The following is a 14,575-nucleotide window of genomic DNA, read 5'->3' on the forward strand; positions in this document are numbered from 1 at the left end:
ATAGTAACACCTTTTATATTTAAACTAGATAAGGCATATAAGGGCATTTAAGAAATGTATTCAAGTACTCTGTTTCTGATGGAACGCGGATTATCGCATATCATTTTACTTTATTCTATCATAAAAAATCTGTGAGAATCCTTTTAATCTGCGGTCCTATTTTTTTACCACAGATTCCACAGATTAGCACAGATTTTCTTTTTGCACTGTTCAAAATTTAATAAATCGGTACAAACCGGTTCAATCCGTCAGCTCTGCGGGCTAAAATTCTAGCACCTTAAAAAAAATTAAACATATAAATAAACAAAACTTACATGACCTTAAATACCTTATATGGTTCAAAGCTTCTACTTTTTAGAAAAAAACTTATGTGCCTTATATAGTTCAAAAAAAACCTCTTCGAAAAAAACTTATATGACTTATATGTTAAAAAATTTAACCATATAATTCATTTAAGAAATGTGATGCGTCTACTCAGTATTGCCTTATGGAACAGGGATTATCGCATATCATTTTACTTTATTCTATCATAAAAAATCTGTGAGAATCCTTTTAATCTGCGGTCCTATTTTTTTACCACAGATTCCACAGATTAGCGCAGATTTTCTTTTTGCACTGTTCTAAATTCAATAAATCGGTACAATCCGTCAGCTCTGCGGGATAAAATTCTAGCACCTTAAAAAAAATTAAACATATAAATAAACAAAACTTACATGACCTTAAATACCTTATATGGTTGAAATCTCTACTTTTTAGAAAAAAACTTTAATGACTTATATGTTAAAAAAATTTAACCATATAATTCATTTAAGAAATGTGATGCGTCTACTCAGTATTCCCTTATGGAACGCGGATTATCGCATATCATTTTACTTTGTTCTATCATAAAAAATCTGTGAGAATCTTTTTAATCTGCGGTTCTATTTTTTTTACCACAGATTCCACTGATTAGCGCAGATTTTCTTTTTGCACTGTTCTAAATTCAATAAACCAGTTCAATCCGTCAGCTCTGCGGGCTAAAATTCTAGCACCTTAAAAAAAATTAAACATATAAATAAACAAACATAAAACTTATATGACCTTAAATACCTTATATGGTTTAAAGCTTCTACTTTTTAGAAAAAAACTTATATGACTTATATGTTAAAAAAATTTAACCATATAATTCATTTAAGAAATGTGATGCGTCTACTCAGTATTGCCTTATGGAACAGTGATTATTGCATATCATTTTACTTTGTTCTATCATAAAAAATCTGTGAGAATCCTTTTAATCTGCGGTCCTATTTTTTTTACCACAGATTCCACAGATTAGCGCAGATTTTCTTTTTGCACTGTTCTAAATTCAATAAACCGGTTCAATCCGTCAGCTCTGCGGGATAAAATTCTAGCACCTTAAAAAAAATTAAACATATAAATAAACAAAACTTACATGACCTTAAATACCTTATATGGTTGAAATCTTCTACTTTTTAGAAAAAAACTGATATGATTTATATATTTTAAAAACTTTATTGTTTAGCGCGTTCGTATTGTTTTGGCCAAACGGTTTCTACTTGTAAATCATGAGCAAATGTCAATCCTAAATTGGGGTCTCTTAATGATTCTCTAGCAAATAAAACCAAATCAGCTTTTCCAGAAGCAACAATTTCTTCGGCTTGGTGCGCTTCGGTAATTAAACCCACGGCGCCAGTCATAATACCTGTTTCTTTTTTAATTCTTTCTGCAAAAGGAACTTGGTAATTAGGTCCTATTGGAATTTGTTGGTGCGAAACCGCGCCTCCAGAAGAGACATCAATTAAATCCACTCCTTTTTCTTTTAGTCTTTTCGAAAGTTGTACTGATTCCTCCGCATTCCACCCTCCATCTGCCCAATCGGTAGCTGAGATTCGAACGAACAAAGGCAAATCTTTTGGCCATTCCATTTGTACGGCACCTACTACTTCAAGCGTAAACCGAATTCTATTTTCAAAACTTCCTCCATATTCATCCGTTCTTAGATTCGACAAAGGCGAAAGAAACTGGTGTAACAAATACCCATGAGCAGCATGAATTTCCATCACTTTAAAACCGGCTTGCACGGATCTTTTAGTAGCTGATTTAAAATCAGAAAGTACTTTTTGAATTCCGTTTACGTCCAAAGCCACAGGACTTGCTTCATTTTCATGGTATCCAATGGCTGATGGCGCTACGGTTTGCCATCCCCCTTGAGTGGCGTCTAATTTTTTATTGCCTTCCCAAGGAGCCGAAACACTCGCTTTCCTTCCAGCATGTGCGAGTTGGATTCCAGAAACTGCATTTTGACTTTCGATAAATTGATTGATTTGAATGTATTTCTCTATTTGTTCGTCATTCCAAATTCCAAGATCGCCAGGAGAAATTCTTCCTTCGGGGGAAACGGCTGTCGCTTCTTGGATGACTAATCCAGCCCCACCCGATGCGCGGCTCCCTAGATGTACCAAATGCCAATCATTGGCAAAACCATCTATAGCCGAATATTGACACATGGGTGAAATCGCAATTCTATTTTTTAGGGTAATATTTTTTATTAGAAGTGGTGAAAATAATTTAGATGACATACTTTATATTTTTAATGTATTATAAATGAGGACAACGGAAAAACCGTTATTGAAAAGTAAAGTTAAGGGACATAACCTTAAGGAAAAATTCAAATTCCAATAATTAACAAACATTTAAAAGGGTATGGAACAATTATTGCAAATTAAACAAATAGAAAACCTTACTTTTGTGAGTTATAAAAAGAATTAAAATTTAAAAATGGATCTATTTATCAAGCTTTCTCAATTTTTATTGAGTTTATCATTACTTATTATACTTCACGAATTAGGACATTTTATTCCTGCTAAGTTATTTAAAACCAGAGTCGAAAAATTCTATTTGTTTTTTGACGTAAAATACTCCCTTATAAAAAAGAAAATTGGAGAGACTGAATATGGTATCGGTTGGTTGCCTCTAGGTGGATATGTAAAAATTTCAGGAATGATTGACGAGAGTATGGACAAAGAGCAAATGGCTTTGCCTCCGCAACCTTGGGAATTTCGTTCTAAGCCTGCTTACCAACGTTTGATTATCATGTTAGGTGGTGTGACTGTTAATTTCATTTTGGCTTTCATCATTTATATCGGGATGGCATTTGCTTATGGCGATACATTTGTAGCCAATACGGATTTCAAAGACGGTATGCTTATCGAAAATCCTGTGATGATAAAAGCAGGATTTAAAACAGGTGATAAAATATTGGCTGCAGATGGTGTCACTATTGCAAAATTTGATAACGATATCAACATGAAAATCATCATGGCTAAAAAAGTGATGATTGAAAGAAACGGAATTCAACAAGAAATAAAAATGCCAATTGATTTTGTAGATCAATTATCAAAGTATGAAAAAGGTTCCCTAATTGCTATTCGTATGCCATTTGCCATCGGTGCTGTTAGCGAAGAATCTCCAAACACTTATTTACAAGCTAAAGACATTATTACTTCTTTAAACGGACAACCAACAAAATATTTTGATGAAGCTAAAGTGATTTTAGCAAATAGTAAAGGAAAAACCATTCCTGCAACTATACTTCGTAATCAAAAAGAAGAAAACATTACTCTAATAGTATCTAAAGATGGAAAACTAGGAGTGAATGCAGGCGGAATAAGCATGGAATCTTTAGAAAAACTAGGATATTACAAGGTAAGCACAAAAGAATATGGTTTAATTGAAGCAATTCCTGTGGGAATCACCAAAGGGAAAGACCAATTAGTAGGATACGGAAAACAACTAAAAATGATTTTTAGTCCAAGTACAGGTGCTTACAAACAAGTAGGTGGTTTTAAAGCCATATTTGACATTTTTCCAAGTACATGGAGCTGGGAAGTTTTTTGGAGAATCACCGCTTTATTATCAATTATGTTGGGTGTAATGAACTTATTGCCTATTCCAGCACTAGATGGAGGTCATGTCATGTTTTTATTATATGAAATAATTTCAGGTAAAAAACCATCTGATAAATTTTTAGAGAATGCTCAAATGGTTGGTTTTGTATTACTTATAACACTACTATTATTTGCTAATGGGAATGACATTTACAAGTCAATTATAGGGAAGTAAAAAAAAGTAAAAAAAAATTAATTTTTGCTTGCAGAAATGAAATTTACCCCTATCTTTGCACCGCTTTACAAGTGAAACAAACGGCACTACTAAGCACACAAAAACGTTCATTCAGTATTAGAATAAAAATATACAGTTTCCTTCTTAGCTCAGTTGGTTAGAGCATCTGACTGTTAATCAGAGGGTCCTTGGTTCGAGCCCAAGAGAGGGAGCTTTTTAAAAAGACTTTACAGCAATGTAAGGTCTTTTTTGTTTTTATAACTTATGTATTTGTTTAGACTTCGTTATGTAGAGTAGCGCAACTTATAATTATAAAGAGATTATACCTTTATAATGCAACTTTTTTTTTACATTTAAATTCTAAAAATTAGTCTATGAAAAAAATTATAATTTTAATACTAATAATTATCCCTTTTTTAGGATTTACTCAAAATTCAGAATACAAGATAGCCTCATATAAAGTGGCAGGGATGAAAGCTCCAAATACACATTACATAGGTGAAGCATGGTTAAACAGTCTACTGCGCGCAGATGGGGATCTTAATTATAATATTACCAAAGCTTCTTTTAAAGCGAATTCGACATTAGACTGGCATAAACATGCAACATCGCAAGTTATCATTATTGTTGAAGGAGAAGGGTATTATCAAGAAAGAGGTAAAGAGGCTATAATTCTTAAGGTTGGAGATGTAATTATCTGTGATAAGGATATTGAGCATTGGCATTCATCAACTAAAGAAAATGATGTTACTTATTTGGCATTATACGGTGGTTCTCAACCTACAACTTGGACTGAAGTCCTTTCTCAAGATTATTATGATAGTATAGCTAGAATGTTGAAGAAGAATTAACCGTTTTCAATTTTGATAGGGATTAACTTAAGTGATTATTAAATGTAATTTCGCTAAATTTTATAATAAGCGGAGCTTTTTAAAAAGACTTTACAGCAAGTTAGGTCTATTTTATTTTTAGGATTTAATAAACCCCAGCATTATCACCATTTAATAAAATCCATTTCTTATTACTATTCAATCTAAATGTACCGATATGTTCTTTATTCCATTCTTGTGGGCTTATCAATGACAAGAAGTTGACTCCTTCCCCATCGCGATATAAATGATAGATTTCACCAATAACGGGCTCAAAGGAGAACTTAGCACTATAGACTAACTCGTTCCATTCGTATTCTTCCATCAACTTTTGATATTGTAATTTGAGTTCGTTAAATTTATTGCCAAGCTCTTTATTTACGTTATCAACACCCCTACTTTTCCAAGAAACTACATCATCTACTCTAATTACCGGAGCACCCACATTAGTGCCATAAGGCAAAATATTAGCATTAAATCCTTCATCAACTGAGTATACAACATTATCAGGTATTTTACTTTTCAACATCTGCTCCTTTAATTTAAAATGATTATTATTTTTTGTTTAACAATTTATACGCAAAGATAAACAAAAAAATAATAGACCTGTTATTTAATTCACCTTGCTTTTATTTTCTGAATTTGACTGAAACATCTTTCGAAAAATAGATGATCAATGTTCATTACTGATTTAAAAATCAAAGACATTGAATAACATCTCACTGGTTACCAGTAATAATTTGTATTGGGTTTTGTTTTTTTATTTATATTTAACAGTTATTTAATTAATTACAGGATAATTAGAATTAATTTCTGTGGAATTAATAACAAACGTATCAATTGAAACTATAAACTAAAAACATATTTGAAATGGGAAAAGCACTTTCAAGAAGAAATCTCCTTAAAACTTTAGGGCTTGTTACTGGAGGTATATTAACTATGCCTTTACATGGATTTGCAGAAACATCGATACGATTGCATCTTCCCGATCCAAAAAAATATCCCGCTCCAATAAAACCAGTTACCGCTATTACTCTAGGCGCTGGAAATCGTGGTAATGTATATGGTAATTATGCCATACAATATCCAGAACATTTAAAAATTGTAGGAGTTGCAGACCCAATTGATATAAGAAAAGAACGCTATAGTGAAAAACACAGTATTCCTGCTGAAAATTGTTTTGTAACCTGGGAGGATGTTTTTAAACGTCCTAAATTTGCTGATGCCATCATCATTTCAACACCCGATAATTTGCATTATGGGCCTTGCATGAAAGCACTTTCAATGGGTTACGATATTTTACTAGAAAAACCAATTGCACCCACAGAAAAAGAATGCAGAAAAATATTGGCTTTAGCCAAAAAAACAAACCGTATAGTGGCGGTATGCCATGTATTGCGTTATTCTCCTTATTTCATCAAAGTAAGAGAGCTCATCCAAAAAGGATCAATTGGAGAACTAATTAGTATTCAACATCTCGAACCGATTCAACATATCCATATGTCACACAGTTATGTACGCGGCAACTGGCACAATAGTAAAGAAACTACGCCTATAATTCTGGCCAAGTCATGCCATGATCTTGATATTTTACGATGGTTAGTAAGTAGTTCTTGTGAAAAAATAACGGCTTTTGGCGACTTAAAATGGTTTAAAAAAGAAAATACTCCTGTAGGCGCAACACCTCGATGTACTGATGGATGTGCGGTCGAAAAAGAATGCCCTTATAGTGCTTTGAAAATTTACTACCGAGACAGACAACGAACCCATGTATTTGATCTTCCTACCGAAGTAGAAAAACAAGGAGAAGCTATATTAGATCGCCTGAAAACTACTAATTACGGCCGTTGTGTGTACCAAATGGACAACGACCAACCCGATCATTACACGACCAACCTTCAATTTTCTAATGGCGTTACAGCAGCATTTAGCATGGAAGCGTTTACCTCTTATGAAGGAAGACGCACCCGTGTCATGGGAAGTCATGGAGATATTGTTGGGGATATGTCGCAATTTACATTAACTAACTTTTTAACTGGCGAAAAAACCGAATGGCAACAAAACAGTGATGCCCACGGTGGAGGCGATTGGAATTTAGTTTCCGATTGGATACAAGCCGTATCGCAACAAAATGCAGGTTTACTATCTTCCTCTATAGACGCCTCAGTGGAAAGTCATATTATTGGGTTTACCGCCGAAAAAAGCCGTTTGAAAGGTTCTACAGAAAAGGTGGCCTTATAAAGGTTAAATTGGCTTATCTCCAGTCGTTCATTAGAGAAAGCCATTACTAAAAACATTTCATTAATTCACTACTTGAAAAAGTTACAAACAGTCCCTTTCTAAAATAAAACCTACATGGAACTACAAAAAAAACGATACCTATCATTAGACATTTTTAGGGGTCTAGATATCGCCCTTATGATCATTGTTAACTCTCCAGGGAAAAGTGCCACTACTTTTGCCCCCTTATTGCACGCCAAATGGCATGGATTTACACTTACTGATTTGGTCTTTCCTACGTTCCTTTTTATTGTAGGGAATTCAATTAGTTTAAGCATGAATAAATACAGCCATTTATCTAATAAAGTGTTTTTAACTAAAGTATTAAAACGGACAGTACTACTCTTTCTACTTGGGTTTTTAATGTATTGGTTTCCGTTTTTTGAAAATGGCGCACTGAAACCCTTGAGTGATACGCGGATTTTTGGTGTCCTGCAAAGAATTGCTTTGTGTTATTTTTTTGGCGCTATTATTTTACGCTTTTGGAAAACCGAAGGAGCAATCATTTTTAGTATCATCGCACTGCTGTCTTATCAATTTTTGCTCTATACATTTGGTGATCTCACGCTAGAAGGAAATGCAGTATTAAAACTAGATACTTGGTTAATTGGAGCAAATCATATGTATCATGGTGACGGAATCGCATTTGATCCTGAAGGCTTGCTTAGTACCCTTCCCGCTATTGTAAACGTTATTGGTGGTTATCTTGCGGGTTCGTTTCTTCAAAAAAGCGGTCAAAATTATAATACCATTATGAAAATGGTTCTTGCTGGTATCGTTTTAATTATAATTGCCGTAGGATGGAACTCTTTTTTACCCATAAATAAAAAATTATGGACCAGTTCCTTTGTTGTGCTTACTATTGGTCTCGACCTCATTATCCTTTCAGTATTGGTTTACCTATTGGATATCTTAAAAAAGACCAAATGGACTTTCTTTTTTGACGTTTTAGGTAAAAATCCATTGTTTATTTACCTCCTTTCGGAATTGCTTGTAATCACGCTTTATCAATTTAAAATAAAAAACACTTCGTCCTATGATTGGATTGCAGAGAATGTTTTTGTGGCGACTCTTGGGGATTATATGGGTTCTTTGGGGTTTGCTGTTTCCATTCTGCTGACTTGTTGGATTGTGGGTTATTTTTTAAATCGAAATAAAATTTATATCAAGATTTGATTCATTTTCACTATTTGAAGAATTACAAATAGAGAATGAATCTTTTTAATAATAAAAAAGACTTTACAGCAATGTAAGGTCTTTTTTGTTTTTAGGCCATAGTGAAATCAAGACTTTAGCACGTTTAAGTATAAAAGGGGAATTTTTGTCGTTTGACAACTTCTACAATGATTTTAGGAAAAAAAGACATCCAATTCGGTAACACTTCTTTTATAAAAGGTATCCTCCTTTTAAAATGATGCCAAACCCCTATCCCACCTAACCCAAAAGTTATGAAAAAAAATTCCAAGTTTTATTACTTTTAACCTCAACTCCAATTTTAGTAATAAACCTATCTTTTAAATAAATTTTAAAATACGGCTTTTCTAAAAACCAAACCTTTACTAAATTACGTATCTAGACATACAAAACCGTACTAAAATGAAGAATCCCCTTTTCAACAAAAAATATGTAACGATTGCTTTTTTATTTTTACTTACTCTTTTTACTGCCACTAAAGCCAATGCCCATGTTGCCATAGTCGATTTAGAAGACATGTCGGCCACTGACACGGTTTTTCTATACATCAAATTGGGTTTTGAACACATTATCCCACTTGGTATAGATCACATTCTATTTGTGCTCAGCTTGTTTTTACTAAGTCCTAAATTAAAACCTGTGTTGATGCAAGCAACGGCATTTACCGTTGCGCATACAGTTACTTTAGGATTATCGATGTATCAAGTTATTAATCCGCCAAGTTATATTGTAGAACCTATCATTGCGATTTCTATCATGTATGTTGCGATGGAAAATATTTTATCCAAACAATTAAAAAAGACCCGAATAGGAATTGTATTTCTATTTGGATTAATTCACGGAATGGGATTTGCAAGTGTTCTTAGCGAATTGGGTTTGCCCAAAGAATCTTTTTTAACTTCGCTACTGATGTTTAATGTTGGCGTAGAGTTAGGGCAAATTTCAGTAATTGTTTTAGCCTATTTCTTATTAGCAAAATTCTTTGGCGATAAGCCATATTATCGCAAATACATTGTAATTCCTGTATCTGCGGCCATATTCCTAATTGCAACCTATTGGACTATCGAACGCATATTCTTTAGCTAATACCAACTTATTGTAAGCATGTTGTTTCTACATAGATAATGACATAAAAGCTATTAAAAAGTGACTTCTATACAAATCCATCACCTTCCACAATCACTTATTTTACAAGTTAGCTCAGATTATTAAAATCCATGACGAATAAATAATTCTAAAAATGAGTGTTACTTAAATCATTCGATTTACTAAAAAACAAAAAGGAGATACTAATGATGTAAATTAGTATCTCCTTTATTATTAAAAACCTGTTTTGCTTAGCGCAAATTATTCCAATTTAGATTCTAAATCCCTGCCAATACTTGGACTCAAATCGTAGAAGTTTTCATTAGCGGCTTTAAAAAATGCTGTGGCATTATAGCCTTTTTTGCTTGCTTCCATAAGCCTACCCATATAATAAAGTTCCAATGCTTCCAATGGTTTGCCAGAAATGTGTTTTTTATAGATTGCGTTTGCTTCGTCTATTTTGTTATTGTTCAATAAGGCAAATGCATACCAAGAATACGTTTGTGGCGTAGCTCTATTTTGTAATTCGGCTTTAGCCAAAGCCTCTGCTTTACCAGGGTTTTTAAGGATTCCAGTATACAATTGAATTAAATATTTATTGTACATTTTACCATAAATAGAGTCGGTAACAATTGCCTCAAATTCCTTCGCATATTTGGCTTCGGCAACTGCATCTTTTTTATGCTGTGCCACTAGAATTAGTTTGTATAACGGATCTGGAGATTTTGTTTTGGTTTGAACAAATTCGAATATTTTTGTAGCCAAGGCATCTTTACCGTCATTTACCAATGCAATCCATCCGATTCCCATTAAACTATGTAAATCAGAATTATTGATTTTTAAAGATTGTTGGTAACAAGCTAGTGCTTTATCCAATTTTCCGGCGTGTGTGTAAAGATCCCCAACATTGGACAGCGCAGTCGATTTAAGTATTGGATTGTTTTCTACAAGACTGTCTGCTTTTTCCATTCGGGAAATAGACTCCTCTAATTCTCCTAAATAATGTGCCATTTTTGATTTTCTAAATTGATAACCAAAATCTTTAGGATCTTTCATTTTATCTAGATTTGCCGCGGCTTCTTCTATATTTCCTAACTCAAAATCGACGTCAAAAGTAGTCGCATAACTTTCGGCATTTTTAATTCCAATAGCCTTAGCTTGCTTTAAATAATTTTCAGCATTTTTAAAATGATGCTGTAAAATAGCATTAGAGCTTAACGCCAAAAAGGGTCCAGCTTGTTTATTTTCAAATTTATTTTCGATATCCAAAAGTAAACTATCCGCTTTTGTAACATCATTAATATCTCCTGTTAAATGAAAACGCGCTACCAGATTTCCAGCATATCTCGATTTATTTACCATATCAAAAGCATTACCGTTAATACGACTTTGCCAAAATTGTATTTCTTTTTCATTATCTGTTATGGCTTTTGGAGTGCCATAGTTAGTAATTAAACTATCGATATACGTTTCGGCAACCAATTGCTTTTGGTTGTGTTTGCACTGTATAAATAAAAGACTACTGAATAAAAGGACGGTGATTTTTAAAATGCGCATGGTTTCTGTTTTTTTTATATACGAAAACAAAGTAATCTTGGATTGGAATCTTTGGAAAATTATGGCAATAAGCTCCTAAGTTAACTCATTTAATTTCAATAATTATACATACCAACAATCAGGTTAAAACCAAAGGACAAATGACTAAATCGAGAGTCCTAATTTAGTACTTAAACCACCTAAAAAAATAAGCTAAATTGACAAAAAGCCAGTTTTTAATTAAATAAACATCTAAAATTTACTGTTATAATTTTGTGCGTTTTTATTAAATTCGTTTTAAATTAACAATATAATTTTTATTTAAAAAAAAATTAATAAATTAGAATACTAAATTAATTTTTATGAAACGTCGCCAATTTATTCAAACTACTGCCCTATTTTCTGTAGCCTCATTCGTAAACGCAAATGAACTATTTGTCAAAAATCCACTTATCAATAAAGTAGGATTGGGATTGTTCTCTATCCCTAAAATGTTAGAAAATGACTTTGATGGAGCCTTTGCAATGTTAGCTAAAATGGGATACAAAGAAGTGGAGTGTTTTGGACCTTATGAATTCAGTACCGAAAAAGCAAAAACTTCATGGAATGCGGTTACACCACAATTAGGATTCAAAGGAAGTGGTTTCTTTAATAAAACAGCTTCTGAATTTTATAATGCAGCAAAATCAAATGGAATTAGTATTCCTTCTATGCATACTGACTTTGATACACTACTAAATAATATGGGCCCATTGGCGGAAGCCGCTAATTTAATAGGTGCAAAATATGTGGTACTCCCTTCGATTCCTGATGCCGAAAGAAAAACCTTGGATGACTATAAACGCACAGCTGAAAAATTCAACATAATAGGTGATCAAGCTAAGAAAGCAGGAATCCGTTTTGCTTATCACAATCATGGATATGGCTTAAACCATGTGGATGGGGTGATGCCATTGGATATTATTTTTAATCAAACTGACCCCAATTTAGTCTTTTTTGAAATGGATCTTTACTGGACAATTGCTGGTGGAGCAGATCCTGTTGAGTTGTTTAAAAAACACAAAGACAGATATAAAATGGTACATATAAAAGATATGAAAGAAGCTAAAAGATTCTCAGGAGATGGTGGTGATGCCTCCCAATGGATTAGTCTTTTTCCTTTCATGACTTCATGTGGTGAAGGTGTGCTAGATTTATCTACAATACTTACAGCCGCAAAACAAAATGGTGTTGAGCATTTCTTCGTCGAACAAGATATGGTACAATCGCCTGACATTGCTTTGAAAAAAAGTATCGATTATTTAAAAACGCTGTAATTTATTTTTATACTACTACTTTAGATCGTTTTTAGCTTCTTTTTTATTTTATAAAAAGAGATTAGACTTTTTAAAACGAATGGAGTTCTATGTCCTAATTTACAACTGAACTGATTTTTAAATTCGATACTTAAAACCCTCAAATTCAAAAATGAATGGCAATGTATTTTATTTCCTTTAGAGAAAGTACGTCTTTCTATCGGCGTTCTACAGGAAACCATCGATTTGCATTTTAAGACTTAATTTATTGCGTATATTTATTTTTTAAATTGCAACAAATGAAACCTTTTTCAGTTAAAGACATTTCTATTTTTTCAAAAGCTTTGATCTTTTTAGGGCTGCTTATAGTTCAAAGTATGCCACTATATATGAATATTAGTTTTCCAATAGAATTTTGGTTAAAACAAACTTTCATGTATTTTATATGGATTTTAGTGTTTTATATCACTTATAAAATAATTATCCCAAAACTTTTATTTCAAGGTAAGAACGGCTTTTTTTTTATCGCAATATGCGCTCTAATAGTTTTGGTTTTAAACATTAGTGATACGTATACTTCGTTTACAAATCTTGATGTTATTTTAAACCAGCATTTTAAATTATCCAAAAAAGACAATATGCATGGTGCTTTGATTTCAAATTTAAGCGAAATCATAATAACCTTACTAATGGTGGGTGCCAGTACCGTAATAAGTGTGGCCAAAAAACTGCAAACAGAAACACAAGTGCGCCAAAATCTGGAAAAGGAGAAAGTCATTTCAGAACTCTCTTTTCTAAAATCCCAAATCAACCCACACTTTTTTTTTAATATCCTAAATAGTATTTATGCCTTAGCGGGTACCGAAAATAATCCTGCACGTGAAGCCATTTATACTCTATCTCACATGATGCGATATGTATTGTATGATACCAAAAACAATCTAACTACGCTACGTAAAGAAGTAAACTTTGTAGAAGATTACCTTAAACTGATGGAGTTGAGAATTACGGATAAAGTGCAGGTAATATTTGATAAACCAAAAAACATAAAAGATGTAGAAGTTGCGCCAATGCTATTTTTACCTTTTATCGAAAATGCCTATAAACACGGAATTAGCGGGATTTATCCAAGTTATATTTACATAGGTATTGAACAGTCGGAAAAATCTATACAAATTGAAGTTCGCAATTCTATATTCGAAAATCAAACACTAAGTAAAGAAGAAAGTAACGGAATTGGGCTAGTCAACACCCGCAGAAGACTCGATCTAATATATCCAAACAAGTATGAATTGACAACCACCGAAGATCTAGTTCAAAAGGAATACTGTGTAACCTTAAAATTACAAATCTCATGATATTACAATGTATTGCGGTTGATGATGAACCGCTAGCGCTACAAATTATAGTTTCATACATAGAGCAATCACCTTCCTTGTCGTTAATAGGACAATTTTCGAATGCCATTGAAGCATTAAAAACAATTCATGAGCAAGATATAGACTTATTATTTCTTGACATTAGAATGCCCGACATCAATGGAATTGAACTCGCTAAAATTGTAGAACAATACCGTGTAAAAGGGAATTTAAGAATCATATTTACAACTGCTTTTGATCAATATGCGCTTGACGGCTATAAAGTAGATGCTCTTGATTACCTCCTTAAACCTTTTAGTTTTCTTGATTTCAATAAATCGGTTGCAAAGGCGCTTGGATATTTTGAACTTATTAGAAATCCAGAACAGGAAATAAGAAAATTTAGCCCTCCTATTCCCGAAGCCGAAGTAGCTTACATTTATCTAAAATTTGAATACCAACTTGTACGAATTGCGCTAGACGATATCATTTATATTGAAAGCATGAAAGATTATGTAAAAGTGTATCGACTAAGTGAAGACAAGCCTTTATTGTCTTTAACCAGTATGAAATCTCTTGAAGAAAAGCTGCCCTCAAATAAATTTATGCGCATTCACCGATCTTTCATTGTGTCTTTGGACAAAATAAAATCAGCCACTAAAAATTCTGTCCAAATAGATAAAGTAACTATTACGGTAACAGATCAATACAAAGAGAATTTTATAGCATTCTTCCAAGGGTGGTCTTAAATTTTTAAAATACTAAACTTCCGTCGACGTTCTCGGTCTCTCTGTCGAATGTGCTGGTATATGTTCCTATTAAGATATTGCTTTGT

The 14,575-nt window shown here is 33.0% G+C and carries 11 protein-coding genes and 1 tRNA gene; 9 read left to right on the plus strand and 3 right to left on the minus strand.

The window, feature by feature from the left end:
• Nucleotides 1-1,511 precede the first annotated feature (1,511 nt).
• Nucleotides 1,512-2,579 carry an NADH:flavin oxidoreductase/NADH oxidase gene (locus tag AB3G34_RS14290; RefSeq protein ID WP_369752842.1) on the minus strand — a complete coding sequence of 356 codons (1,068 nt, stop codon included), beginning with the start codon at nt 2,577-2,579 and terminating at the stop codon, nt 1,512-1,514.
• Nucleotides 2,580-2,778: 199 nt separating this feature from the next.
• Between AB3G34_RS14290 and rseP the strand changes: the two genes are divergently transcribed.
• The 3 genes from rseP (at nt 2,779) to AB3G34_RS14305 (ending at nt 4,973) form a co-directional block, all read left to right on the plus strand.
• Entirely contained in the window at nt 2,779-4,122 is a 1,344-nt protein-coding gene (rseP, locus tag AB3G34_RS14295) for an RIP metalloprotease RseP (RefSeq protein WP_369752843.1), read from the plus strand.
• A gap of 138 nt (nt 4,123-4,260) precedes the next feature.
• Nucleotides 4,261-4,334 (plus strand) — tRNA-Asn (locus tag AB3G34_RS14300).
• Between the two features lie 162 nt (nt 4,335-4,496).
• On the plus strand, nt 4,497-4,973 hold the full coding sequence (locus AB3G34_RS14305; protein WP_369752844.1) for a cupin domain-containing protein: 477 nt from the start codon (nt 4,497-4,499) through the stop codon (nt 4,971-4,973).
• A gap of 124 nt (nt 4,974-5,097) precedes the next feature.
• Here the strand turns inward: AB3G34_RS14305 and AB3G34_RS14310 are convergent, their stop codons facing one another.
• Nucleotides 5,098-5,517: a DUF2452 domain-containing protein gene (locus AB3G34_RS14310; protein ID WP_369754109.1), complete on the minus strand. Its 420-nt coding sequence runs from the start codon at nt 5,515-5,517 to the stop codon at nt 5,098-5,100.
• 344 nt (nt 5,518-5,861) lie between these two features.
• Here AB3G34_RS14310 and AB3G34_RS14315 point away from each other — a divergent pair, with 344 nt between their 5' ends.
• From AB3G34_RS14315 to AB3G34_RS14325, 3 genes are all read left to right on the plus strand, one after another.
• On the plus strand, nt 5,862-7,232 hold the full coding sequence (locus AB3G34_RS14315; RefSeq protein WP_369752845.1) for a Gfo/Idh/MocA family protein: 1,371 nt from the start codon (nt 5,862-5,864) through the stop codon (nt 7,230-7,232).
• Nucleotides 7,233-7,346: 114 nt separating this feature from the next.
• Nucleotides 7,347-8,447 carry an acyltransferase family protein gene (locus AB3G34_RS14320; protein WP_369752846.1) on the plus strand — a complete coding sequence of 367 codons (1,101 nt, stop codon included), beginning with the start codon at nt 7,347-7,349 and terminating at the stop codon, nt 8,445-8,447.
• Nucleotides 8,448-8,867: 420 nt separating this feature from the next.
• A complete protein-coding gene (locus tag AB3G34_RS14325) occupies nt 8,868-9,551 on the plus strand; it encodes a HupE/UreJ family protein (RefSeq protein ID WP_369752847.1) in 684 nt (227 codons plus the stop codon).
• A gap of 261 nt (nt 9,552-9,812) precedes the next feature.
• On the opposite strand, the gene AB3G34_RS14330 is transcribed toward AB3G34_RS14325, so the two are convergent.
• On the minus strand, nt 9,813-11,108 hold the full coding sequence (locus tag AB3G34_RS14330) for a tetratricopeptide repeat protein (protein ID WP_369752848.1): 1,296 nt from the start codon (nt 11,106-11,108) through the stop codon (nt 9,813-9,815).
• A gap of 341 nt (nt 11,109-11,449) precedes the next feature.
• On the opposite strand from AB3G34_RS14330, the gene AB3G34_RS14335 reads away from it, so the two are divergent.
• The 3 genes from AB3G34_RS14335 to AB3G34_RS14345 all read left to right on the plus strand — a co-directional run bounded on the left by AB3G34_RS14335 (nt 11,450) and on the right by AB3G34_RS14345 (nt 14,489).
• On the plus strand, nt 11,450-12,403 hold the full coding sequence (locus AB3G34_RS14335) for a sugar phosphate isomerase/epimerase family protein (protein WP_367772713.1): 954 nt from the start codon (nt 11,450-11,452) through the stop codon (nt 12,401-12,403).
• Nucleotides 12,404-12,681: 278 nt separating this feature from the next.
• Nucleotides 12,682-13,740 (plus strand): sensor histidine kinase, encoded by a 1,059-nt coding sequence (locus tag AB3G34_RS14340; protein ID WP_367772715.1) that lies wholly within the window; start codon nt 12,682-12,684, stop codon nt 13,738-13,740.
• On the plus strand, nt 13,737-14,489 hold the full coding sequence (locus AB3G34_RS14345) for a LytR/AlgR family response regulator transcription factor (protein WP_369752849.1): 753 nt from the start codon (nt 13,737-13,739) through the stop codon (nt 14,487-14,489). Before AB3G34_RS14340 ends, AB3G34_RS14345 begins: the two co-directional genes overlap by 4 nt.
• Nucleotides 14,490-14,575: the final 86 nt, after the last annotated feature.

Origin of the sequence: Flavobacterium sp. WC2409, from assembly GCF_041200085.1 — a bacterium.
GTDB lineage: Bacteria > Bacteroidota > Bacteroidia > Flavobacteriales > Flavobacteriaceae > Flavobacterium.

Bases quoted from the DNA above. Each gene is read 5' to 3' on its own strand.
- AB3G34_RS14330 (WP_369752848.1), bottom strand. From the start codon at position 11,108: ATGCGCATTTTAAAAATCACCGTCCTTTTATTCAGTAGTCTTTTATTT.
- AB3G34_RS14290 (WP_369752842.1), bottom strand. From the start codon at position 2,579: ATGTCATCTAAATTATTTTCACCACTTCTAATAAAAAATATTACCCTA.
- rseP (WP_369752843.1), top strand. From the start codon at position 2,779: ATGGATCTATTTATCAAGCTTTCTCAATTTTTATTGAGTTTATCATTA.
- AB3G34_RS14320 (WP_369752846.1), top strand. From the start codon at position 7,347: ATGGAACTACAAAAAAAACGATACCTATCATTAGACATTTTTAGGGGT.
- AB3G34_RS14305 (WP_369752844.1), top strand. From the start codon at position 4,497: ATGAAAAAAATTATAATTTTAATACTAATAATTATCCCTTTTTTAGGA.
- AB3G34_RS14335 (WP_367772713.1), top strand. From the start codon at position 11,450: ATGAAACGTCGCCAATTTATTCAAACTACTGCCCTATTTTCTGTAGCC.
- AB3G34_RS14325 (WP_369752847.1), top strand. From the start codon at position 8,868: ATGAAGAATCCCCTTTTCAACAAAAAATATGTAACGATTGCTTTTTTA.
- AB3G34_RS14315 (WP_369752845.1), top strand. From the start codon at position 5,862: ATGGGAAAAGCACTTTCAAGAAGAAATCTCCTTAAAACTTTAGGGCTT.
- AB3G34_RS14340 (WP_367772715.1), top strand. From the start codon at position 12,682: ATGAAACCTTTTTCAGTTAAAGACATTTCTATTTTTTCAAAAGCTTTG.
- AB3G34_RS14345 (WP_369752849.1), top strand. From the start codon at position 13,737: ATGATATTACAATGTATTGCGGTTGATGATGAACCGCTAGCGCTACAA.